The sequence below is a fragment of the Chitinophaga sp. S165 genome, from assembly GCF_003182155.1.
GTDB lineage: Bacteria > Bacteroidota > Bacteroidia > Chitinophagales > Chitinophagaceae > Chitinophaga.
In genome coordinates, this window is sequence record NZ_QGTG01000020.1 from 1 (window position 1) to 23,380 (window position 23,380).

Genomic DNA, 23,380 nt, shown 5'->3' on the forward strand with positions numbered 1-23,380 from the left:
TTATATACCGCTTAGATACCGCTCATCTTACGTTAATCCTACGTTCATGAACGTAGGATTAACGTAAGATGAGCGGTATCTAAGCGGTATATAAGCGACCAGTGTCTACAGAAAAACTTCGCAAGTCTTATTGTGATAGATCATGATAGGTATATACTGAAATTTAATAATTTATATCTGCGTCTTCTGGGTATGATGCCAACACCACGTTTTTGCATTTCATATACACGATTTTGCAGTTTGTATACATGATTTTGCGTCTTATATACATTGCCCGAAACTGCGTGGTTAAAAGTGCTAATATTGTGTCAGCAATCGTGATTAACGGGGCTGCCCTAAAGCAGGGGTGAAGCGCCACCTGCTTTACCTGGTGATCATCATTGTGGATTAAACAGTATTTTTTAACCGCAAAAAAGCTATATCACAAAGGCATAGGAAAAAAAAATGCCTTCTGCCACCCCTTTTTTCGCTAATATTGAGACTATTACAATAGGAAGTGTCAAAAACCACCTATTTATGAAAAAGAAACAGGACCCCGTTTCAAAAAGGGACATACTACCACAATATCGCGTCTCGAATACAGTGCTGATCGTTATCTTATTGCTCACCCCGTTCCTGAACAAGCCGGTTGCCAGGGAACAGGCTAGTGTCCGGATCGTCTTCGAGAAGCAGCGGGTTGTTATTGCGGATGTAACACCAATGACTGTACAAGTAACCATGAAGGACGGATTAGCGCCAATAGGCCTTGTTACATTCCTGGTCTTATTGTTCGCTTATGCCAGGAAGAAGGAGGTGAATGCCATAGAAGAACCGGATGTAGCAGACCTCCCTGGTATGGAGATGGGTGATGATGAGGTGCTGGCTGCATGGCTAAAGGTGAAGGGAATGTTGTCGGAGGACGATAAGAATTAATTCCGCTGGAGCATTACCTTGAAATTATAGTACTTTTCGAGGCTATCGATCATCTTTTCGGTGTCCATATCAACAGCTGTGGCAATTTCACTAAAGGAGTATGAATGCTGCATCAGCAGGGCAAATGCCTGCATCATTTTCAACATATGAAGACATTCCTGTATGGTAAGGGAAAATGTATTCAGAAAGCCGGCTGCAAGGTCTGTTGCAGGAATACCGAACATCCAGGATAATTTCTGGATATCGTGATGGAGCTCAAGATGAGTTCTCAGGTATTCAAAGATCTTAAGATAAGCATCATAGGTCGATAGATCATTGTTAAATGAAGATTTGTTAGCAATTGCGTGCTGGCAACAGAAGATCTTAAACAGATCAGCACAACAGCGTTCCAGGTACAGGTCCGCATCCGGCTGCAGATAGCGGCACGTCATCATCTTTGAGATCAGCAGTCGGCTGATCGCATTCACCTCATAAGGATGTTTGTTGAGTACCTGGTGACCGGAGGTCATCTTATTAAGCCTTTGTTGAATAGAAGGATACCGCGTTGCCAGCTGCTGCATACATGCAGGCGTTATATTGATGTGGATGGATACCGCTTTGGTACCTGCCTCCAATGGTAAATAACCGATACCTGTTTCCATGTAAAAAAGATTACATGCATCTTCATCTAATTGAAAGGAACCTATGTGTGGCATTCTGATACTAAAACTGCTTTCGAACAGGTAATGCAGGAAAAATAAGGGGAATGGTGCAAATGGGCGGATCACCTGATCAGAGTGGGATGTAATATCGTGGATCCATAAAGAGAACTGTTTTAACCCTACATGTTGCGAAAGAACGTAAGCATCTTCCTGATGCCAGCTATGGACCACTGCTGCGGGAAGTAATAGCTGAAGGTATTCATCCGGTATCCGGGCAGCTTGCGTATCTGAGGGGCGCCTTCCTTCCAGGGGTAATAATTTGGCATCTCCTTGTGTAGAGGGAAACATTTTTATCGGCGTTTGGAGTATAACAGCCGGAGCCGGACAATAGTTCGTTTCTTCCCTTCTTCCAGTAATATTAATTTGACGGAGCAGCCTGGTCCTTTAGGGCGTGGTTAATTGCGGCACATGCGTTAACGAGATGTGGAATGCACTATCCTTGTCAAAGTGATAGCGGAATTTGTCGCGCGTGGGGTAGGTTACAGCCATCATAAGAAAGTCTTCAATGGAAATGTCTCTGTCCATTTGTCCGCTAATAAAATGAGCCGTGTCTTCTTCCAGTGGAACATCGATAATAACCCGGTAAGGATACCGGCGTTCCAATACACGGGCCAGGTCCCGCAGTGTTGCATTGACACAACTATGTCGGCCCTCTAACCAGGAGAGTACATCTTCTTCGTCAAACTTCTTTTTGCTGATCTCCTTTCCTTTTTGCCAGCTGGCTGCGAAGCCGGGATCCAGGCTTGTTAATCTTTTCCCGTTTTGTACATTGACTTTGCCGTCCGTTAATGCAACTTGCATATGGCCCTTTTCATCGGTATTGATGTTAAAGGAGGTGCCCAATACACTTACTTTGCCTTCTTGTGGAAGGTTGATCACCAAAGGACGTTTCGGGTCTTGAGCGGCCTTTATAAATACTTGTCCGCTGACTGCTATCTCACGATGGGATGCCGGGAGGCGACAGAAGAATGTCACTGATGTTTTACCGTCAACATGTATTTCACTGCCATCGGGCAAAATCAGTTTGTAACTTTCACCACGTGCTGAGATAAGTGTAGCCTCGTTGAAATGGTTGATAGGGCCTTTAATGTGAAAAGTTTTATGTTGCGCGTCCGATGTTATATTAGGATTTTCATTCGTGGTAATTGTATCCAGCCTGATAAAACTTTCATCGTTGAACATCAGTAGTGGATACTTATACAGGATAGCCTGTAGATCTGTTGTGGTTTTCGATTTTATTGCCTGTTGCTGATGCCTGAAAGTGAAGATGACCGTCACAATTAAAAGGAAGAGTATCATAACAGCCCCTGGTCCCCGAAAGAAACGATCCCGTTTTTTTACTTGTTGTGCCTTTAGTTTTTTGAGAGCATATTCGACTGATATATCGTCTTCCAGTATGCCGTGCATGTCGCCTTCAGTAAGGAGTCTGATAACATTGTCACGAAGGGCGGCAGCAGCAGGATTTTCCCGCAGCAACCGGCGATACATGATCTCATCTTCCGGTGAGATGTCTCCCACCAGTTCTTCTATTACCAGCTGCATTATCTGTTCTTTGTCCAAGCGGGCTATTTGTATAAATGTAAAGTTTCCTTATCAGAACAATGTTTTTCTAGTAGAAGTTTTTTAGTCCAGGGATCTGCCTGAGGCGTGTGAGGGCCTCTTTAATATATTTAGTGAGTGTGGAAGGCTCAATGCCCAAAGCGGTTGCGACTTCCTGTTTTCCTTTTTCCTGCAGATAAGAAAGTTCTATCGCTTTTTTCATCTGGGCCGGCAGTGAGTTTAATGCTGTTTGTAATGCCTGATGTATTTCTGCTACTTCCATCCGGTTGAGTGCGGGCTCATAGTCTGTCAGGTGCTTGCCATATTCTTTCAGAAGATCATCTTCCCGGTTTGTTAAAGCGTACATAGTGATGCACCGGTAGCGTACTGCCTTGTACAGATATGTCTTTACGCTTGTTTTAATCTTCAGGCGCTTTCCTCTCTTAAGCAATGACAGTAAGACTTCCGTTACGATATCGCTTGCTTCATCTTTATTAGGAGATAGGGTACGGGCCATTATCACGAGCGGTTTGTGGTACCGTGTATATAACACCGCGAGCGCTTGTATGTCCCTGTTTTTTATCTGCTCTATCAGTTGCAGATCGTTAACATGCTCGTTTTGCTGCATTTGATGAAAATTTGATAAATGAGTTATGCTGATCGATCGGCAAATTATCAAATGATCGTCCATTGGAGGTTAACGGCTAGTTAAGGAAAAAAAATAGCTGAACAGGCACGAAGAATAATGCGGTTTATGAGACTAGTATAAAAGGCGGGGACAGTTTCCTTTCGGTTAAAAACCTAAATCTTAAGTAGATGACCATATTTACCCTCACCTGTGGCCGGCTTATTAGAGGCATTGTCGTATCGTTGGCTTGTTCCTGTGCTGTAGGTACAGTATGTGGACAGCCACGGATAAGAGATACTCTTATTACGATCTCAAAGGACAGCATGACGCTGAAGAAGGTAATTGTTGTATTGGAGAAAAAGGGATACAGGATCGTGAATAATGATCATGTTAATCCCTCGATCATTTTACCTGTAAAATGTAGGGACCTGCCATTGAACAGGTTCCTGGCCATGTTATTTAAAGACAGACCGGTGGAGTGCCTCGTAAGAGGAACGCATATCAGCTTGCGTAGAAAGCCGGTGGTGGCTGATTTGACGGTTATCCGGAGGACGGTATTGCCACATGAAGATGTGGTGGCTGCGCCTCCACTCCGGATCTATAACGGCAAACCATATGTAGTAAAAGCGCCCTTGTCGTTTACTGATACATCATCACGGCAAGCGCAGCGTCTTTTCAGGATCAGGGATCTTGCCATGAATGCCAGCTCGAACATACTGGATGATCTTATGTCCAAAGAAACCGGTGTTGTAATGCAGCGGAGCAGCGGCAGGCCTGCAGCAAGCATCAATGTGGAGATCAGGGGGCCTACCAGTTTGGCCAGGAGCAGTCAGCCCTTGTATATCATTGACGAGGTACCGGTATGGCCTTATTTAAAAGGCGGTGAAGGTACCATGAGTCCATCCAGTTCGACTTTGTCCTATTTTTCACCTGCTGATATTGATACGATAGTCGTGTTGAAAAATGCTGCAGCTACCGCATTGTATGGCGCGCGAGGCGCCAATGGCGTCATAAAGATCTATACAAAGAGAGCCCGGTACAATGGCAGAAGGGTGATCACCGCAGATGTTGCTTATGGTTTCGGACATGTACCACGTAAAGAAACACTGTTGCACACCAGCGATTACCTGCAGATGCGCCGGGAGGCCTGGATGCATGACGGCCTGCAACCGAGTAGGGGAAAGGCTCCCGACCTGCTTGTATGGGATACTACACGATATACAGATTGGCAAAAGGTATTGATAGGCAATACTGCCTGGTACCGGGATGCGAGTATAACGATCACTGAGGGCAAACCTGTCAGGCAATACCGTATAAGTTTCAATTACCGGGAAAACTCCAGTGTATTTATGCAGGATGAAGAACAATACGGGGATCGCAAGTTTGGGATCCACAGTGATCTCAATATCAGAATGCTGAATAATAAATTGTCTTTCTCCTTTGCAGGGACCGCAAATATCAACAGTACAAGGTTACCAGGTGCAGACTATACCGCTGGTATTACACTACCTCCCAATGGACCTGCATTGTTTACGGACGGGAAAGTCAATTATGCATTCAGTAATTCGGTTGTGTCAATGCCGGAATTCTATAACCTTATATCTAACGTGCTGGTCTCTACTAATGCCAGCTATCAGCTTCATCCCCTGCTGAAATTTGTTGTACTGGCAGGCTATCATCGCATGGGCGCCCGTTCTACCTCCATATCTCCTATTGCAAAGCGGGGAGAGGAAGGACAGGCGAATCTCACTGCTGCTTCCATAGAGAACAGGTTTCATTCGCAGACCTTTGTTATTGAGCCATCGGCGCAGCTTAAACTGCAGGCCGATTCTCACAGAGTGGAACTGACACTGGGAGCTACATATAACAGCATTTATGCAGTCAATAAGACGATTGATGCCGAGGGATACAAGCGTGATGCTGATATATTGAACTATGGTGCTGCTGCCGTTTTCAGAACTTCGCGTACACGAAACGATTACAGGTACGCCGGCGCATATGGAGACCTGCATTATAGCTGGAAAGATAAGTATTCGGTACAGCTCACCTTGCGCATAGATGGCAGTAGCCGGTTCGGGAAAGATGAGCAGATGAATGCGTTTGGAGGCGGTGCATTGGGCTGGGAATTCGGCAAGGAAGCTTTTATAAGGCATGCACTTCCCCGGCTTAGTTATGGCAGGATACAAATAGGCTGGTCCACTACAGGTAATGACCAGATTGAAGATTATCAGTATGAAGGAAGTTATCAGCGTTGGGGGAGTTATCAGTCTGTAACAGGACTAGTTACTGCCAGGCAACAGAACAGTGCTTTAACAGGCGGTATTACCTACAAGAAGGACATCAGTGTGGATGTAGGCTTCTTCGATAACCGGCTGCAGGCGCAGGCTGCGTATTATTATAACCGGTCGCAGCACCAGCTGGTGGAATATCCTCTACCAGAAATGGCCGGTGGTGGATCTCTCCAGCAAAATATGCCGGTGTCTATCCAGAACAAAGGAGTGGAATTGACGCTCAATGGGACACTGCTACGGAATAAGTATTGGGGCTTGCGCATGCACTTCAATATCTCCAAGGGGACTAATATGCTGCTCTCTTTTCCGGGAATGTTGTCTTCTGTCTCTGGTCAGACACAGCTCAAACGCCCGCTGAGGGAGCTTTTTTACTATGACTTTAACGGAGTGGACCCGAAGAGTGGGGAGTATACGTACCGGAACAAGGAGGGGAGCATAGTAACGGCTGGAGCGCTGACTGAAAACGACAGAACGATGGCTATCAATATTTCTCCGGAGTTCTATGGTGGTTTTGGGATTACGGGTACTTTTCGTCGTTTGGAGTTGTCCTGCTCCGGGCAATACATGAAGCGGGCGGCAGAGAACCCGATTATTGACAAAGGGCGTATGCCTGGAACTATGTGGAACCAACATGTTTATGTGATGGACCGGTGGAAACAGACAGGCGATAATACACCGGTACAAAGAGCTACACAAGCTTCCTCGTCTGAACAGGACTACAGGAAGTACGTAAATAGTACGGCTATTTTTACCGATGTCTGGTATCTACGTGTGAATAATGTTACTGTGGCCTGGCAGTTTAAAAAGTGCAGGCTTTACTACAATGTCGTTAATCTGATCACTTTTACTAATTATCAGTCATTGGACCCCGAAACGCTTAGCAGGACTGTTTTGCCGTCCCTGCGTGTATTTAAAGCGGGTGTTCAATATCAATTCTAAAGACGAAATTATGCGTATTCTGTTTTTATGTTGCTTGTTGTCTTGTACATTTCTTTCATGTAGGAAATTAATAGAAGTAGGTGAACCGACAGATAAAATAGTGAGAGGGGAAGTATACAGTACTAACGAGAATGCAGCCGCTGTTATGGCGGGAATCTACTCCTATGTGAATACAAGCGGCTTATCGGCCGGAGGCAAAGGCATCTCCATATTCTGTGGACTGTATTGTGATGAACTTGAGTTACTTGAAGGCAACCAGGAATTTCAACGTTGTTATGAAAATACCTTGACCGCTGATGATAGCCCCTTTTGGGGGCAGCTATACTATTGTGTTCAGCATTGTAATTTATTGCTGGAGGGGCTGCATGCCTCCAAAACCTTAGATGCTGCCGTTAAAACACAACTAGCCGGGGAGGCGAAGTTCATTCGGGCATTCTGTTATTTCTACCTGGTTAATTTCTTTGGCGATGTTCCCTTACTGACGACTTCCGATATTAAAACCAATACTACCACCGCTCGTAGCGATACCGGAAAAGTATATCAGCAGATCGTTACAGACCTGTTAGACGCTGAAACTATGCTAAAGGCTGCATACTTGGCAGGGGATGCGCGGACAGAAGTATCACAACGGCTACGCCCCAATAAATGGGCGGCTAGTGCTTTGCTAGCCCGTATATACATGTATAGAGGTAATTGGGTAGCAGCAGAAGAACATGCCAATAAGGTCATTGCACAGAATAGCTTATATAAGACTGGCGCACCACAGGATGTATTCCTTGCAAATAGCAAGGAACTGATCTGGGGGCTGGAGAATGCTAATACTACGGGAGTGAACGAAGATGCTGCGTTATTATTCCTGGAGCATGGCCCTGATCAGGAAAGCCAGCCCTTATTTCTGAATGAGCAACTACTCCATTTCTTTGAAAGGGGTGATCAACGTATGACGACATGGATAGGTAAGGATACCACACGAGGTAGTGTGTATTATTATCCTAAGAAATATCACCTGGTGGAGAATGAAACCTCACGGACGCCTTACCCGGCTATATTGCGATTGTCAGAGGTCTTCCTGATCAGGGCAGAGGCTAAAGCCTATATGAACGATTTTGCTGGTGCACGGGCTGATTTGAATGTCTTGCGGCTTCGTGCCGGATTGGGGTATTCTGCCGCCATGAACCGCGCTGCCTTGTTAACCGCTATTGAACAAGAAAGACGGGTTGAGCTATTTACAGAATGGGGACATCGCTGGCTTGACTTGAAACGTTACGGAAGAGCTGATCTTGTAATGACTGCATTGGCCAATAAAAAGGGCACAACCTGGCAATCTAATAAATTGTTATTTCCCATTCCCCATGGAGATATCTTATTAAACCATAACCTGGTTCAGAATAAAGGATATTAGTGTTAACTCCAAAACAGCGACGGGGTATAGTATGTGTGTTTGTCTATTCTAGCTATAACTTTAATTAAACTTTATAACTATGAAACGGGCAAGGACAATACTATTTATTATCGGACTGGCGGCTATAGCCGCTGGCATCACTGCATTTAAATCCCGGTGGGGATTGAATAATTTATACATGTCAGTAAGTACACGTGTAACTATCAATGGCGCCAGCCGCTGGATCACAATCGCAGAAATGTCTCCTTACCGCAATTTTGCGACCAGTCCGACACAACCTACAGTGAATGCAGGCATGCCGCTGTACACTGGTGTAGTGTTAACCTGGGTGACCATTGGAGGAATTCCATATACCTATGATGCTCCTTTGGGACCACCCTGGACAAGTGTACTGGTATATGATGATGAAGATCAGTGATCCTCTTTTTTTGTGGCCTCTTTTATAACGAATTCCATAAACAGGAACGCAAAGGAAGTCATGACCAGTATAGGAAATAGCTGAAACCGCAACGCAATAGGGGAAGCAAAGATGCTAAAGCCAAAGTTTGTTAGCCAGAGACAGACTACAAGTAATAATCCTTTGCCCATCAGTGGCTGTTGCTTATATCCCTGTAATAAAAGGAACCCGATCATTCCCAGGAAGAAGATTACATTCATAGTGCCTACCAGGATAGGATAGAAGTTCAATATATCTACTTTGAAGTCTTTGAACTTCGTAGTGATTTTGTTGCTTCTATAATCGAACCATTGCTGCGCAATAGGGTGTACACTATCTACATTTGTACTGTAGTGTTCCAGGAACTCAATGGGGGGAGCATAATATTTCAATGCATTCGGCCAGAGATAATATTTAGCGAATGTCAGTGGATATTGTTTAATAATATATTTTCCATATTCTTCATATAATGGAGACACACTGGCCCAGCGCTTTAGTTCCGGGGCAGTTGAATCTTTTTTGAACTGGTTTTGCATGTAGGTGCGGAGGGGGGCGGTGGGTGTCCACATATAGATGGTGCTGGCCATCATCATTTCATGTGGGTATTTGGGATTATTGAAAGTACTATCAAAATATTCCCGTATCATTTTATCCAGGGGTTGGTACTTTTTAGGTACAGGTTTTCGCTGGTCTTTAGGGACGAACTTGTAGGCATACATGGCATTGTTGGCCATTTGCCAACCTGAGAATGGCGTAAAAATCCTTTTTTTACTTAATTCATAATATTGACGTTTGTTGTATTCGATAAAGCCGCCTATTAATATGATACAAGCGGCCAACCCCAGTACTTTTTGCAGAATATGTTGCCTGGAAAGTAAAAATGCAATGGCTGCTATTAGTGGATAATAAAGAGCATTGTACCTTACTGTAAATGCCAGGAACAATACCAGCGCATGATAGATCATGAGTTTCCGGGAAGGACGGTACACGATCCATAATAATATGGTGAACCAGGTGATGCTCAATGTCAGAAATAGCGTATCACTTGATACATAATTCGCAAGGTATAGGAACGCCGGATTAAACAGCATGAACCCAAACAATCCTATCCTGGTATATCTGTGCGGGTTATAGAAATAGAATAATGTAAACACCAATGATAGCAGGCTGGCTTGAAGCATCAGGTATTGAAATACCACGAGGACAGTATCCGAATGTGTGAATACGCTGAATAGGCGTATGAACATGGAGTAACCTACAGGATAGGTATTAATAGGCAAATTCTGATATGCAGTTTGTATATATACAAAGGAGTCTCCATTTATATAACTGGCAAAAGGATACAGGTATTTGAAAAACAGTAACTGGAGAATGATGCCGATAATAGCGGTCCAAACGTAGGGGCGGTTATTGGGGTCTTTAAAAATGTAATCTTTGAGGCTCCTGTTACTCATGGGGAGTTTGATTGTGGTTAACGGGTCTTTTAAAGTTATGGGGTATACAGGGAGTAACAGTTAGGAGATAGAGAGAAATTTCGTAGTGCGATGAGTACAAAATAGTCATTTGACCGACACGGATATGAGATTAAATATTTCATAGATCAATGTTAGTTTAAAAAAAATATGTTGAAGATCCCTAATCGTAATGCTGGCATCTATGCCGGCTTACTCAATAAAATAACCTCTTACCAGGACCGGTTGTTAGTACGTTATGTACTGGAAAAATTGTTGGTTGTTGATTCTCAATGCGCTGCTATTGATGGCGAAACGATCAGAGAGTATCTCAGTAACCGCAATATTCAGTTGTTGCTTGTGAATAACTTCATTGTCAGGCATGAAACGACCGTAGGTGTATATTATGAATTGAGCAGTCATAAACTGATCAGTGAAATGGAAGAATATGCCAGCAATGCTCCCAATAAGGAACTATTTGACAATGAACCCTTGACGCAAACTGCGTTGAAAGCCTGGCGAAAAAGGCAGGAACTGCTGGAATATGACCAGGACGTTCAGCGCGAGTTTATCCAATTAAGCCGGGAATGGGAAATGAAGAGAAAGGTCTTTCTGCACGAGATCGTTGTCCCGCTCATTTGCATTACAATAGTAGCCATTATCATATTTGTAGTCACACATTTTATATGGTAGTCTGATAGCAGTAATGCGCTATCTCCTAACTGTTATCCCGGTTAAACAAGGTATATTTCCCTTGTTAACCATCTATACAATATGAAACAGCTACTCCTTTTGTTTGCCCTGGGTCTGGCCAGCTGTACCCTAGCTCCATATGCCGATAATGCGCCTAAAGACCCCAAAGCATTGCCGCCGATTGTGTTGTTGAAGGGAGATACTGTGTCAAAGTTTAGTTCAGATAGTCTTGTTAAGGGACGCCCAACGTTATTGTACTTCTATGGACCTGGTTGCTTGCAATGTGATACCTTCTCCCGAAAGTTGCTAGACTCAATAGATCTGGTGAAAGATGTTAATCTTCTTTTCATCAGCGCAGGGAGCTTTCATGAAGTGAAAACCTATCAGCAAAAATACAATGTGGAGCGATTCTCTAATGTGAAGCTCGGACTGGACTATAATAATGCTTTTATAAAATTTTATGGTGGGGTTGCATTACCCTTGTTGGTTTTCTATGATAGAAACCAGCAGATCAAGCGGGCCAATTACGGGCCGATGACAATGGATACGATCCGCGGGATCATTGATAAATAGTATTTACACGCATTCTACTTCGCGCAAATGCGTGCGGATCACTTTCAGCGCACGGCTCACCTGGTTTTTTACAACCTGTAGCTGAATGTTCATGCCCTGCGCAATTTCCTTGTGGCTGAGTTCCTGCAGGTATAATAATTCAAATACCTTCCTGCATGCAGGCGCAGATACATGTTTGGCTGCGTTGCGGATCTGCTGCCCCAGTTCTTTATTTTCGAGGTTCCTAGGAACAGCGCTGTCAGGTGAAGTGTAGTAGGTATGTGTTAAGAAACGGCGCGCTACTTCATTACGCCGGCACTTATAGGCATACTGTAAATGTACAGCTCTAAAAAGGTAGTGCCTGAGAGAAATGTTGATGGACAACTCCTTTCGCCGCTGCCATAGGGATGTAAATATTTCCTGTACCATGTCTTCCGCCTCTTGTAGATTGTCTACCTTAGTACGCGCAAATATGATCAGCGGCTTGTAATATTGCTGGTAGAGGGTGGCGAAAGCTTTTGCATTGCCCTTTTTAACGGACAGTAATAGTTCTTCCTCGTGAAACGACATCATTTTACATTCAAAGCTGCATGACAAAAAATAAAACCCGTAACGCTAGTGTATATGCAGGACACTGTCTTCATCGAAGTGATAGTCAAAATGTCCTGTGAATTGTAAATCATCCAGGAAATGTTGCATAGGCCTGGATCTATCTATATAGCCAGTAAAACGGCGCTGGCCTGTATTAACGTTATCATAAACTGCATTCATACCATACCATCTTTTCAGTACGCCGCATATTTCATCTATAGTCGTTGAATGGAATATATAGGTACCCTTCCGCCAGGCTAATAATTCTTCCGCATTAAATGGTGTGGCCTGCATACTTTGGCCCTTCTGGTATCGTATCAGAAATCCTGGTTTCAGCATGAGTGTGGTAGTATCAGCTTCCAATTTGATAGCGCCTTTTACAAGCGCAATTTGTTCATGCGCATTATCGTAAGTATTCACATTGAACTCTGTACCAAGTACCTGTACCGTACTGTTCGGGAGGTGTACAATAAATGGCCGTTTCTCATCTTGGGATACCGATAAATAAGCTTCTCCCTGTATGGTGATCTCACGGGTATTACCTGTAAATGCAACGGGAAACAACATTTTAGATGCGGAATTTAGATGGACTTCCGTACCATCAGAAAGCTTTATTTTATAGTCCTGTCCGGCTGGGACAGTTATTACAGCCCTTCCGGTTTTATTTATTCCATTGAGGGATACCTGGTTTTCCTCAGTACTTAATGTCACATCACCTACGGTAACATGTTGCTGCGTGCTGCCCAGATTGACAACTTCGCCATCGGGCAGCTGCAGTGCAACAGTTTTCAGGGACAATCCATGGACAATTGCCTTAGGCTTAAAAAGCTCTTTTGGCTTGAATGATATGTAAATACCGGAGGCCAGGGAGGCCATAAAGGCAAGGCTAAGCGAAGAGCGTACAATTACCCGGATCCATTTCCTTTTACGGATTTTAGACCATACTTCGTCAACGGGCAACTGTTCAGGCAACAAGGCTAAGAACGCCTGTTCCTCAGGGCCCGAGAACTGTTCGTAGATAGTGTTTCGGATGATAAGTGCTTCCGGTTCTTCTTCGAGCAGTTTTTTGAGGGTGGAACTGTCTTCAGGGGTGATGATCCCGCCTAATTCATCCAGTACCAATTGTTCTATTTGGGTTTCGTCTATATTCATAGTACCATACAGTCGGAAAAAAGGGTAAAAGGTACTTATGACAAACTGTGTTTAAGATTTTCGCGTAATACTTTTAGCGCCCGGTGAATGTGGTTCTTTACTGACTGAACATTAATATTCATTTCATCTGCAATTTCTTTCAGGCTTTTTTTATGCAGGTATAATTGTTCAAAAGCCAGTCTGCTAGCAGGAGTAACGCTGTTAATAGCCACCGCCAGTAACCTGCCAAGTTCTTTGTTTTCGATCAGTGTAGTGCTAGTCTGGGTATCTGCAAGCCAGAGATATTGCTGCTTTTTACTACGGGTACTGGTCTTTTTACGGATCAGGTCAATACATTTATTGCGCACTACCTGTACCAGGTAGGCTTTCAAACATTGCGGCGTTTCCAGGGCCTTGCGCCTGTCCCATAACCAGAAAAATACTTCCTGTACAATGTCATTCCCTTCTTCTGTGTCTTGCAAACGCTTATATGCTTCTACATATAAACGTTTACTATAGCGGTTAAAGATGGCATTGAAGGCTGTTTCGCTGCCGTCCTGCAGCAACTTAAAAAGATATTCGTCGTTGTAACTGTCTAGATGCATACCTCAACAGAATATGATGATACAATGAGCTGTTATGGATCTTAAAGGGATAATAAAACATCCGGGGCAGAACAATGAACGTAGTTAATACACTTGCTAAGCTACTGAATCCCAATTTGCCGGAAGTTAATACCGTGTTAATGGCGAAGGATTTTTTTGTAACGCGGGAAGCCCTTTAATTTTCTGTTAAATCTTAAGAGTACTTTTTACTTTTAACATCGACCACTGAATAGGAACTGACTTAATAGCAGGTTTAGCTAGCCTGGCATTACTATTACAACACGATACTGAACCAGTAATAAAACCAACCATTATTCTTTTTATCGGCTGACTTCATTCACTGAACTATGTCATGTGGTAAGGATTGTGTGCGCGTCTGTTTCCAACTGTGCTTGTTGCTACGCTTTTAACCAAAATCAACTGAATCGTTATGTGCATCTCTACGCCTCGCAGCAACCTGGTGGTCAGGTTTCTATCTGTATTTCTATTCTGCTTTACTTCATTATATGCTTCGACTGATCAGACCGGAAAGCAAAAGGTTACTGTTGTAGGCAGTGATGTGGCGTTGGCGAGTGTATTTAAGCAGATAGAAAAGCAAACCGGTTTGAGGTTCATGTATGCGGTGGACGCAGTGGACGTTCAAGAAAAAGTAACGATATCGTTTGATCGGGTGATGTTGGATGACGTGTTGGAGAGTTTATTAGGAAAGAGAGGGATTGAGTGGATTTATAGGGAAGGCGTGATTTCTTTAAAACATGTACAAAGAAAAACGGAAGCTTCCGGTTTTATTACATCTCCTCCTATGAGCGTTTCAGGTAGGGTTTTAGATGCAAATGGCAATCCGGTTCCAGGAGCTACCATAATTGTACATGGAGGAAAAAAAGGGACTAAAACTGATATGGATGGAAAGTTTGCTTTAGATGGAGTGGAATCTGGGGCTATATTGTCTATTAGATCAATAGGCTTTAAAACAAAAGATGTTCAGGTAACAGAAAGGGTTGTAGTTGTAAGAATGGATGAAGTGATAAGTACGTTGAGTGAGACTGTAATCAAAGGAGGCTATTACAACACAACTTCAGGGCTCAGCACAGGCAATGCAATAACTATTGACGCTAAAGATATAGAAAAGGCGCCGGTTACAGATCCCCTTTTAGCGCTACAAGGTCGAGTTACAGGCATGTCCATTATACAAACTACAGGAATACAGGGAGGAGAGGTAAAGGTTCAAATAAGAGGTAGAAATAGTCTTACAAATGGTACACAGCCATTATTTATAGTAGATGGAATCCCTTATAATTCTTCATTTACCGGATCTTTTGGTGCTGTTGGAAGAACTCTTTCAACGCTAAATTTTGTTAATCCTGCGGATATTGAAAGTATTAGTGTATTAAAAGATGCTGATGCCACTGCTATATATGGATCAAGAGGCGCAAATGGAGTTGTATTAATTACTACAAAAAAAGGTAGATCAGGTACAACAAAAATTGATATTAATGTCTATAAAGGATGGGCAAAAGTTGCCAATAGGTTAGAACAACTAAATACTCCCCAGTATCTTAAAATGAGACGAAACGCTTTTATTAACGATGGAGTCACACCAACTATTCAGAATGCACCAGATTTACTGCAATGGGATACAACAAGGTATACGGATTGGCAGAAGGAATTAATAGGCGGTACAGCGAATTATTCAGATGTGCGGGGATCGATATCCGGAGGTAGTCCAACTGTTAAGTACTTGATAGGTGGAAACTATCATAAAGAAGGGACCATTTTTCCCATCGATTTTGGAAGTGATAATGCAGGTGTTCATTTTAATATCAAGGGCAATTCTTTAAATGAGAAATTCGAGACTAGCTTGACAGGAAGTTATTTAGTAAGTAATACTGATTTTCCAGGTGGTAATTATGTGGGAGATATTAATCTTCCTCCTAATGCTCCACCAATATATAACAGTGACGGAAGCCTAAATTGGGCTAACTCAAGTTGGACAAATCCTTATGCAAGCATGAATAATGGCCTTTATGAGGCTCGTACGAGTAATTTAATAGGAAGTGTAGATTTTAGTTATAAAATAATGCCAGACTTACGTATCAAAGCAAATTTTGGTGTAAATGAATTGATGAATAACGTTTTTATTGGCACTAAAATCGCTGGCTATGACCCACAGGTTCAAAGATATGCTCAAGCCACAGGGATTTATACGACTGCTAAAAACAGATCCTGGATCTTCGAACCGCAGGTCGATTATCAGAAGGTATTTGGTTTTGGAACATTAAATTTATTAGGGGGGGCTACCTTACTTGGAAATAGGTATGACCAACAAACACTTTCATTAGCAGGAATTACAGACGATGGGCTAATTAGAAATCCAGCATCCGCCCCTTTTGTATCTGCGGGTGGAACAGGATATAAATATAAATATATAGCACTGTTTGGAAGATTGGGATATAATTTTGATGATAAATATTTGGTCAATTTGACTATTAGAAGAGACGGAAGTAGTCGTTTTGGACCGCGCAGGCAATATGCAGTTTTCGGAGCTTTGGGAATGGGTTGGGTATTTTCACAAGAACATTTTATGCAATCCTTGTTGCCTGTTCTTAGTTATGGAAAGATAAGGCTTAGTTATGGAACAACAGGAAACGATCAAATTGGAGATTATCGGTATTTAGATCGATACATGTTTCAGGAACTACTTTACCAGGGCATTAAAGGATTGGAAGTAGTTGGAATTTATAATCCTGATTTTGGATGGGAGTTAACCAAGAAGCGTGAAATTGGAATTGAACTGGGATTTTTAAAGGATCGATTGTTGTTTAATAATAGTTACTATTTAAACACTTCTAGTAATCAGCTTATTGAGTATGCTCAACCGAGTATGATCGGAGCTTCTTCAATGCTTGGGAATTTGGCTGCCCGAATAGAGAATAAAGGATGGGAATCTATAATTACTTCAAAAAATATACAAAATAAAAATTTCGAGTGGAGTACTTCTTTTAATGTCTCAATTTCTAAGAACAAGGTGGCTACTTATACAGATAGAGCGGTGTTGCCTATTGAAGTGGGCAAGTCTTTGTTGACAAAATATTTATATAAGTTTATAAATGTAGATCCTAGCTCCGGACAATACATGTTCGCAAATACCGATGGCAAGCCAAGTTTGTATAACGCGGCATCCTCTACAGCTATCAATTTGGATTTAGCTCCAAAATGGTTTGGTGGATTTCAAAATACATTTAGGTACAAGAATGTTAGTGTGGATATTTTTCTTCAATATTCTGTTGGCAAGGGATATAGTGGAATGTTTAATAGTGCGTGGAGTCCTGGAACCAGGAGAAATCAGCCAAGTGTAGTGATGGAAGCTTGGAAAAACATTGGAGATGTTTCGGAATATCAGCAGTTTAGCCAAAACACTCGTTTGAGAAACAGTTATGTTGCTTGGATAAATAGCGATCAGGCATATGTTGATGCTTCATTTATTAGATGTAAAAATGTTTCTGTTTCATGGCAATTTACCCAAAAATGGCTTCAGCGGTTTAAAATGAACTCGGGCCGTATCTATTTTCAGGGACAAAATTTGTTTACATTGACAAAGTATCCTGGTTGGGATCCGGAAACTCAGGTTGTAACCAATATTCCTCCTTTGCGCATACTTACGTTAGGTGTGCAAATGGTTCTATAAAGTTTAAAATTCATTGGACTACAAAAATGTAGGGAATGCTATAACGTCACTCTTTTTTTGGGCGGAATAGTCAGTTTGTCAACTAGTTTAAAAGTATTATTTATGTCTTATTTTAAAAAGGACGTTTTATTGAGCATTATTGTCATTCTATTGTTATTTAGTTCATGTGAAAAATTTCTTGAAGTTGGTAATCCACCCGATAAGATAATTTCTAAGTATGTATTTGAATCAAACGCTTCAGCAATAGCCGCTGTTACGGGAATATATCCAAGCCTCAATGATATTGCGCATGGGCGTTCGAGCGTGTCGGTGTGTTGTGCTCTTACGGCAGACGAATTGAATGCACACCCAACGGCATATAGTCAATTAGAATTCTACACCAATTCAGGCAATGGTCAATTTTATTGGTCGCTTTTCTATACTACCATATATAGACTTAATGCGGCATTGGAAGGATTGTCAGCTTCCGAAGGAGTCATTCCCGTGATTAAAAAACAATTAATTGGAGAGGTGCTTTTTTTAAGGGCGTTTAGTTACTTTTATTTGGTTAATTTATATGGCGATGTTCCTCTATTAACGACGGCCGATTATAAAATTAATTCAATCACCCCTCGTTCTTCGAGCAGTGAGGTTTATAAGGCAATAGTTGACGATTTAAATAAGGCGAAGGCGATGTTAAGTGATGATTATCTGGCGGCTAATATTTTAAATCTTTCCGAAGATCGTATACGTCCAAATAAAATGGCAGCATCGAGTCTTTTGGCAAGGGTTTATCTTTATATGGAAAAGTGGAATGAAGCCATATTAGAGAGCTCTTTGGTTATAAACGATCCGTTATATGCAATTGATAATTTACAAGATGTGTTTAAGAAAAATAGTAGAGAATCTATATGGCAAATACAACCCCAATCGTTAGATGGTATATATTTTAATACATGGGATGCACGTACGTTTGTCTTGGAGAGTGGGCCTAATGATTCTCAAAATCCTGTATGGACAAGCGAATTTCTACTGTCCGCATTTGAAAAAAATGATCAGAGATTAATTGATTGGATGGGAATAGATTCCTCGACGGGAGTAAAATATTATTATCCTTTTAAATACAAGCATTACAAGAACGACGAACCTCTAATAGAATATGTATCGGTACTACGCTTAGCAGAACAATATCTGATTAGAGCAGAAGCTAAATTGAAAACTGGAAATTTGGTTGAAGCCCGAATTGATTTAAATAAAATTAGGGAACGGTCGAATTTAAAAGCTATTGACTTTGAAAGACCGGATCAGCTAGCAGATGCGATTTTGCATGAACGACAAACAGAACTTTTCACGGAGTGGGGACATCGTTGGTTGGATCTTAAAAGAACGGGTGAAGTAGATAAAGTTATGAATATTGTCGTGCCTAAAAAGGGGGGAGAGTGGCGGTCTTATAAAAAGCTGTATCCGATACCCTCTGCAGATATACGTTTAAATCCTAACATAAAACAAAATGAAGGGTACGAGTTTTGATAGGTTGACATTTCGATTTTATTAAAGTGTATTTAAACATATTATCCCAAGTAATATCAATGTCTAATAGTTGCGCTCTCTTTTACGGAGTAGCTAGATACAGGCTAGCTGTATGTTTTATACTTTAAATAAAATATTAATGTGATTTTATTAAGCCATATAACATACTACTTCATAAATGAAATAAGCCAGGTGGATTTCCCTGGCTTATTTCGTGCGCCCTTATCAGTAAAACTTTTCTGTTCCGACGAAGGCATACGTTGCCTAATGTGAAAACCATCTGCTACTAACAGATGGTTTTTTATGAAGTGGCTCTCTAGCTCAAATGGATAGAGAGCACATGTAATGTTCCGGTTTGAATTTCAGGAGAGTCACATTAAAATCGCTAAAGGAGTGCGGTTTCCACCAGCCTCTTCAGCAATATATTTAATATATAATAATCTCCCACGTGTCGCTTTATTAAACGAATACGGTGTATTTGTTTAAATTTATCTGGAGATGGTCTATTGCGCTATGCCAATTTTAATGTAATTGATGTCTCAATAATACAGCAATACTCCAAATTGGCCAAATATTTTGACAGTTTGGCCTTCAATATTTTGTTATATGGTGGCAAGGTAAGAATTATAAATAATAGACGATTATAATCGCAATCTCCCCATTATTGAAGCCAATATCTCTCTATTCATATAGGAAATGTTATACGAATTTTAGATAGAATCGTATCTAAAAGAGGTAAACCAAACATTACCAGGGCGAATAATGGACCAGAATTTATTTCGAAAACATTTGTTGTATGGTGTAATAAAGAAGGCATCGCAATACACCACATACAAGCAGTTAAACCAAGGTTCAATGGCCATATGGCGGCTTAATCACTTATTTAACGAAGACGTTCAAGACGCCTACTTATTCGAAGTGCTACAAGATCTCGGGGCTTCTCGCGGACCAGTGTATTGAAGGCTATAACCAACATCATCGATACTCTTTAATTCTTTAATGACATGTCGCCATTGGAATCTCTCAAACAATCATGGGGTAGCGTGTATATCAACTTACTGTTCTAAAAATGTATCCGTCCGGGCAAATGCATGTGTGCCTTGAAGCTCTTTTAAATACAGAGCATGCTGCTAGAGCGATGGTGGTAGGCCCACCGTAGGATGTGACAGGCAAATCCTACAAACCACTCTGTGGTGCTTCATGTCGAAAGAGTGAGGTGCTGAGCGACAGAGCTAAAAGGCGGAATTTAATCCGTCAGGTGTGACTTAGAGAGCTGAACAAAATTGAATCGCCGTTAACGTATCGTTAGCTCGAGGTTCTGTCAAAAAGAAGAGCTATGCAGCTCTATCCGACAAAACTTGACGGCAGTAACCTGGTGTTGGTCAAGTGGCAGACGGTGCAGAGGCGGCAGGAATCTAAGTCAGGCGCTTTACCGGAACAAGGGAACCTGCATGTGGATATAAGTAGGGAACGCACAAGCAGTGATCCTGTGAGGCTAATACCGATGTTTCATGTAGGGGCGGATTCGGCCGTAGTAGTGTTGATCTCTTACGAAAGCAAGAAGGAGCGAAGGGCCGAACCAGATTAGTTTTGTATAACAACAACTGTAAAAGGGATGATTGATTACTACGAAACAAAGGCGCATCCAATAACAAAGAGAATGGTATTGGAGGCTTACAAGAAAGTAAAGTCGAACAAAGGAAGCGCTGGTGTTGATGAACAAAGTCTGGAAGACTATGGAAAGAATCTACCACAAAATTTGTACAAGTTGTGGAACCGAATGACATCAGGAAGCTATCGGCCTTCATTGGTGAAGCGGGTAGCTATACCCAAGAGTTCAGGCGGGAAAAGAATACTTGGCATTCCTACTGTAGAGGATCGCATTGCCCAACAGGTTGTCAAAGCTTATCTGGAACCTAAGGTGGACGGAACATTCCATGATGACAGCTATGGTTATCGTCCGGCTAAGAACGCTCAACAAGCCCTGAATATGGTTGAAAAGAGATGTTCGAATGCATATCCTTGGGTACTAGATCTTGACATCAAGAGTTTCTTTGACACAATCGATCATAATCTAATGATGAAGGCAGTGGAACATTATACTAGAGAAAAATGGATACTGCTTTATGTCAGAAGATGGTTGGAAATTGGCACTATGGATGGAAATGAGGTGGTTGGTAAAAGACTAAATGGTACTCCTCAAGGAGGAGTAATTAGTCCGTTGCTGGCTAATATCTATCTTCATTTTACCTTCGATAAATGGATGGAGCTAAAACATCCGTACATAAGATTCGAAAGGTACTGTGATGACATTGTTGTTCATGTAAGGTCAAAGAAGCAAGCAGAGTTCATTAAGGACAAGATTTCCGAGCGGCTCACTCAGTGTAAGCTCCAACTAAATGAAAGTAAAACACAAATTGTGTATTGCCGTAATCATAACCATTTGGAAAGGGGCGATAAAGTTCAATTTGATTTTCTAGGCTACACATTCAGGCCGAGGTTCTGCCCAACAAAAGATGGGTGGAAGTTATTGTTCACCAGATGTATGAGTACGGCTGCTAAAAGAAGGGTAGTTTCCCATCTCCGATCGATGAGAATAAAGCATCAGACAGGGAGTATTCAACAACTTGCAGCTAAATTAAATCCGATTGTTCGTGGTTGGATCAACTACTACTGTAAGGTGAATCAATGGACTACCGTCAAGGTATGGTGGATATTGCATCTGAAGATCATTGAATGGGTAAGGAAAAGTAAGAAGATCGGAAAAATGAGAGCAATCAACTGGCTAAGGAGTGTATATGCGAGTCAGCCATGGTTATTTGCTCATTGGACATTTATCAACCCCTAGTTATTGATACTTCTAATCTGGAAGAGCCGTATGAATCGAGAGGTTCACGTACGGTTCTGTGAGAAGCTTGGGGTGAAATCCCCCTTGCTTACTCGACCTTGTTTTAGGCTGGCAAGGTGTTTATTTTTGCAGCATTATCCAGTTATGAGGAAGTAGTTTATCCACTTCTTTTTGAGGACAAGAGGATATGCGTGGTAGCACATCTGTAAGCCATGTAGAGGAATTTATATTATGAAGCTTACATGTTCCCAATAGGCTATAGAGCATCGCCGAACGTCGGGCGGCTTCATGTGATCCGGCAAATAGGTAGTTCTTTCGGCCAATGGCAACTGGACGTATACTGTTTTCAACGGCATTATGGTCGATGTGTAATGCGCCATCATTTACATAGGCACTTAGTTTATCCCAGCGTTTCATACTATATGCCAGTGCTTTGCCAATAGGGCTTTTAGGCAGTACTCGCTCATACTCATGTTGCATCCACTCGCCCAGCAGTTTAAGGATTGGAACAGATTGTTCTTGTCTAACCTGAGTGCGTTTGGTGGCAGACAGATGCTGGAGTGTACAGTTTTTTTCGATAATATATAATTGTTGAATAAGATCTAGTGCATGCATTGCACGATCTTCATCGGTGTCTTGCGCTTCAATAAAATAACGTCTAGCATGAGCCATACAGTGTATAAGGGTAATGCCCTTTTTTCCAGCAATGTCATCATACACACCATATCCATCTGTTTGAAGAATGCCATCGAAGTTGTCTAACATTTGGGATGGACCTTCTTTGTTACGGCCCTCCTGGTAGTCAAAGACGACGAGTTTATTGATGCTGTCCTGGTATATCCAGTAGAAGCCACGGTGCGTCTTCCCATTCTTATCTCTATCCAGCACAGGACATGGCGTCTCATCGGCCTGCAAATACCTTGAAGCAAGGGTTTGCTTTACCAGGGCTTCATATAATGGAGCAATCAGCTTGCTAGTAGCAGACACCCAATCACTTATCGTAGAATAAGGCAACTTTACACCGGCTCTCTCAAAACGTTGCATCTGACGATGCAAAGGCAGGTGATCCACATATTTGTCTATAACCAGTTGAGACAGTAAGCTAGGGCCAGCTATACATTTATCTATGGGCTGAGCAGGTAAATCTGCGATAATAATATTACTTTCTATTTCATTACCATCTGGTAACAAATATTTAGGGCGGATATATTTCTTTACGTATAACTCTGCTGGAACGCATTCCAATTGTTCTGTTTCCGTGAGCATTCGGTAGACAGCATCTTCGGCATGTGAATCTAAGGCTTTACGTTTGTATTGTTTAAATATGCCCCATATGCAATCATTCAATAATTCCACGATACGTTCGTTTACAATATCAGAGAAGAAGAGTATCGCAATGCAATGGAGCCAGTCGAATGTAAAAATGCAAGTGTTTTGTGATAATCATGGAATCACGCTGTCTATGTT

At 42.0% G+C, this 23,380-nt stretch carries 18 protein-coding genes; 10 read left to right on the forward strand and 8 right to left on the reverse strand.

Going from position 1 to position 23,380, the window contains the following annotated elements:
* The first annotated feature begins 516 nt into the window (after positions 1-516).
* Positions 517-912, forward strand: coding sequence for a hypothetical protein (locus tag C7475_RS32470; protein ID WP_146217725.1), 396 nt, complete (start codon positions 517-519; stop codon positions 910-912).
* Here the strand turns inward: C7475_RS32470 and C7475_RS32475 are convergent.
* From C7475_RS32475 to C7475_RS32485, 3 genes are all read right to left on the reverse strand, one after another.
* Positions 909-1,901, reverse strand: a complete 993-nt coding sequence (locus C7475_RS32475) for a hypothetical protein (protein ID WP_110057609.1) — start codon at positions 1,899-1,901, stop codon at positions 909-911. The two genes, C7475_RS32470 and C7475_RS32475, sit on opposite strands and share 4 nt — an antisense overlap.
* 96 nt (positions 1,902-1,997) lie before the next feature.
* Positions 1,998-3,173, reverse strand: coding sequence for a FecR family protein (locus C7475_RS32480; protein WP_110057610.1), 1,176 nt, complete (start codon positions 3,171-3,173; stop codon positions 1,998-2,000).
* Positions 3,174-3,222: 49 nt separating this feature from the next.
* On the reverse strand, positions 3,223-3,780 hold the full coding sequence (locus C7475_RS32485) for an RNA polymerase sigma factor (RefSeq protein ID WP_158286675.1): 558 nt from the start codon (positions 3,778-3,780) through the stop codon (positions 3,223-3,225).
* A 188-nt stretch (positions 3,781-3,968) separates the two neighbouring features.
* Between C7475_RS32485 and C7475_RS32490 the strand changes: the two genes are divergently transcribed.
* The 3 genes from C7475_RS32490 (at position 3,969) to C7475_RS32500 (ending at position 8,830) form a co-directional block, all read left to right on the forward strand.
* Positions 3,969-7,010, forward strand: coding sequence for a SusC/RagA family TonB-linked outer membrane protein (locus C7475_RS32490; protein ID WP_110057612.1), 3,042 nt, complete (start codon positions 3,969-3,971; stop codon positions 7,008-7,010).
* A 100-nt stretch (positions 7,011-7,110) separates the two neighbouring features.
* On the forward strand, positions 7,111-8,412 hold the full coding sequence (locus C7475_RS32495; protein WP_233260044.1) for a RagB/SusD family nutrient uptake outer membrane protein: 1,302 nt from the start codon (positions 7,111-7,113) through the stop codon (positions 8,410-8,412).
* A gap of 79 nt (positions 8,413-8,491) precedes the next feature.
* A complete protein-coding gene (locus tag C7475_RS32500) occupies positions 8,492-8,830 on the forward strand; it encodes a hypothetical protein (RefSeq protein ID WP_110057614.1) in 339 nt (112 codons plus the stop codon).
* On the opposite strand, the gene C7475_RS32505 is transcribed toward C7475_RS32500, so the two are convergent.
* Positions 8,824-10,302, reverse strand: a complete 1,479-nt coding sequence (locus tag C7475_RS32505) for a hypothetical protein (RefSeq protein ID WP_110057615.1) — start codon at positions 10,300-10,302, stop codon at positions 8,824-8,826. The genes C7475_RS32500 and C7475_RS32505 overlap by 7 nt on opposite strands.
* A gap of 168 nt (positions 10,303-10,470) precedes the next feature.
* On the opposite strand from C7475_RS32505, the gene C7475_RS32510 reads away from it, so the two are divergent.
* Both C7475_RS32510 and C7475_RS32515 read left to right on the forward strand, forming a co-directional pair.
* Entirely contained in the window at positions 10,471-10,992 is a 522-nt protein-coding gene (locus C7475_RS32510; protein ID WP_110057616.1) for a hypothetical protein, read from the forward strand.
* An 81-nt stretch (positions 10,993-11,073) separates the two neighbouring features.
* A complete protein-coding gene (locus C7475_RS32515; RefSeq protein ID WP_110057617.1) occupies positions 11,074-11,565 on the forward strand; it encodes a thioredoxin family protein in 492 nt (163 codons plus the stop codon).
* Between the two features lie 3 nt (positions 11,566-11,568).
* Here C7475_RS32515 and C7475_RS32520 read toward each other — a convergent pair whose 3' ends face one another.
* From C7475_RS32520 to C7475_RS32530, 3 genes are read right to left on the reverse strand one after another with little or no spacing between them, the layout of a single operon-like run.
* Positions 11,569-12,114, reverse strand: a complete 546-nt coding sequence (locus C7475_RS32520) for a sigma-70 family RNA polymerase sigma factor (protein WP_233260045.1) — start codon at positions 12,112-12,114, stop codon at positions 11,569-11,571.
* A gap of 45 nt (positions 12,115-12,159) precedes the next feature.
* Positions 12,160-13,287 (reverse strand): FecR family protein, encoded by a 1,128-nt coding sequence (locus C7475_RS32525; RefSeq protein ID WP_110057619.1) that lies wholly within the window; start codon positions 13,285-13,287, stop codon positions 12,160-12,162.
* 35 nt (positions 13,288-13,322) lie between these two features.
* Entirely contained in the window at positions 13,323-13,871 is a 549-nt protein-coding gene (locus tag C7475_RS32530; protein ID WP_110057620.1) for an RNA polymerase sigma factor, read from the reverse strand.
* A 430-nt stretch (positions 13,872-14,301) separates the two neighbouring features.
* On the opposite strand from C7475_RS32530, the gene C7475_RS32535 reads away from it, so the two are divergent.
* The 4 genes from C7475_RS32535 (at position 14,302) to ltrA (ending at position 21,913) form a co-directional block, all read left to right on the forward strand.
* Positions 14,302-17,556, forward strand: a complete 3,255-nt coding sequence (locus tag C7475_RS32535) for a SusC/RagA family TonB-linked outer membrane protein (RefSeq protein ID WP_110057621.1) — start codon at positions 14,302-14,304, stop codon at positions 17,554-17,556.
* 102 nt (positions 17,557-17,658) lie between these two features.
* A complete protein-coding gene (locus C7475_RS32540; RefSeq protein ID WP_110057622.1) occupies positions 17,659-19,065 on the forward strand; it encodes a RagB/SusD family nutrient uptake outer membrane protein in 1,407 nt (468 codons plus the stop codon).
* 1,336 nt (positions 19,066-20,401) lie between these two features.
* On the forward strand, positions 20,402-20,653 hold the full coding sequence (locus C7475_RS32550; protein WP_110057624.1) for a hypothetical protein: 252 nt from the start codon (positions 20,402-20,404) through the stop codon (positions 20,651-20,653).
* A gap of 27 nt (positions 20,654-20,680) precedes the next feature.
* Positions 20,681-21,913: a group II intron reverse transcriptase/maturase gene (ltrA, locus tag C7475_RS32555; protein WP_110057625.1), complete on the forward strand. Its 1,233-nt coding sequence runs from the start codon at positions 20,681-20,683 to the stop codon at positions 21,911-21,913.
* Positions 21,914-22,033: 120 nt separating this feature from the next.
* On the opposite strand, the gene C7475_RS32560 is transcribed toward ltrA, so the two are convergent.
* The gene (locus tag C7475_RS32560) at positions 22,034-23,269 is read right to left on the reverse strand and encodes an IS66 family transposase (protein WP_146217727.1); all 1,236 of its coding nucleotides are present in this window, start codon (positions 23,267-23,269) and stop codon (positions 22,034-22,036) included.
* Positions 23,270-23,380 lie beyond the last annotated feature (111 nt).

Excerpts from the sequence above, each read along its gene's own strand:
- C7475_RS32525 (WP_110057619.1), bottom strand. The coding sequence starts at position 13,287 with ATGAATATAGACGAAACCCAAATAGAACAATTGGTACTGGATGAATTA.
- C7475_RS32470 (WP_146217725.1), top strand. The coding sequence starts at position 517 with ATGAAAAAGAAACAGGACCCCGTTTCAAAAAGGGACATACTACCACAA.
- C7475_RS32540 (WP_110057622.1), top strand. The coding sequence starts at position 17,659 with ATGTCTTATTTTAAAAAGGACGTTTTATTGAGCATTATTGTCATTCTA.
- C7475_RS32535 (WP_110057621.1), top strand. The coding sequence starts at position 14,302 with ATGTGCATCTCTACGCCTCGCAGCAACCTGGTGGTCAGGTTTCTATCT.
- C7475_RS32510 (WP_110057616.1), top strand. The coding sequence starts at position 10,471 with ATGTTGAAGATCCCTAATCGTAATGCTGGCATCTATGCCGGCTTACTC.
- C7475_RS32490 (WP_110057612.1), top strand. The coding sequence starts at position 3,969 with ATGACCATATTTACCCTCACCTGTGGCCGGCTTATTAGAGGCATTGTC.
- C7475_RS32505 (WP_110057615.1), bottom strand. The coding sequence starts at position 10,302 with ATGAGTAACAGGAGCCTCAAAGATTACATTTTTAAAGACCCCAATAAC.
- C7475_RS32520 (WP_233260045.1), bottom strand. The coding sequence starts at position 12,114 with ATGTCGTTTCACGAGGAAGAACTATTACTGTCCGTTAAAAAGGGCAAT.
- C7475_RS32485 (WP_158286675.1), bottom strand. The coding sequence starts at position 3,780 with ATGCAGCAAAACGAGCATGTTAACGATCTGCAACTGATAGAGCAGATA.
- C7475_RS32530 (WP_110057620.1), bottom strand. The coding sequence starts at position 13,871 with ATGCATCTAGACAGTTACAACGACGAATATCTTTTTAAGTTGCTGCAG.
- C7475_RS32475 (WP_110057609.1), bottom strand. The coding sequence starts at position 1,901 with ATGTTTCCCTCTACACAAGGAGATGCCAAATTATTACCCCTGGAAGGA.
- ltrA (WP_110057625.1), top strand. The coding sequence starts at position 20,681 with ATGATTGATTACTACGAAACAAAGGCGCATCCAATAACAAAGAGAATG.
- C7475_RS32550 (WP_110057624.1), top strand. The coding sequence starts at position 20,402 with ATGCAGCTCTATCCGACAAAACTTGACGGCAGTAACCTGGTGTTGGTC.
- C7475_RS32500 (WP_110057614.1), top strand. The coding sequence starts at position 8,492 with ATGAAACGGGCAAGGACAATACTATTTATTATCGGACTGGCGGCTATA.
- C7475_RS32515 (WP_110057617.1), top strand. The coding sequence starts at position 11,074 with ATGAAACAGCTACTCCTTTTGTTTGCCCTGGGTCTGGCCAGCTGTACC.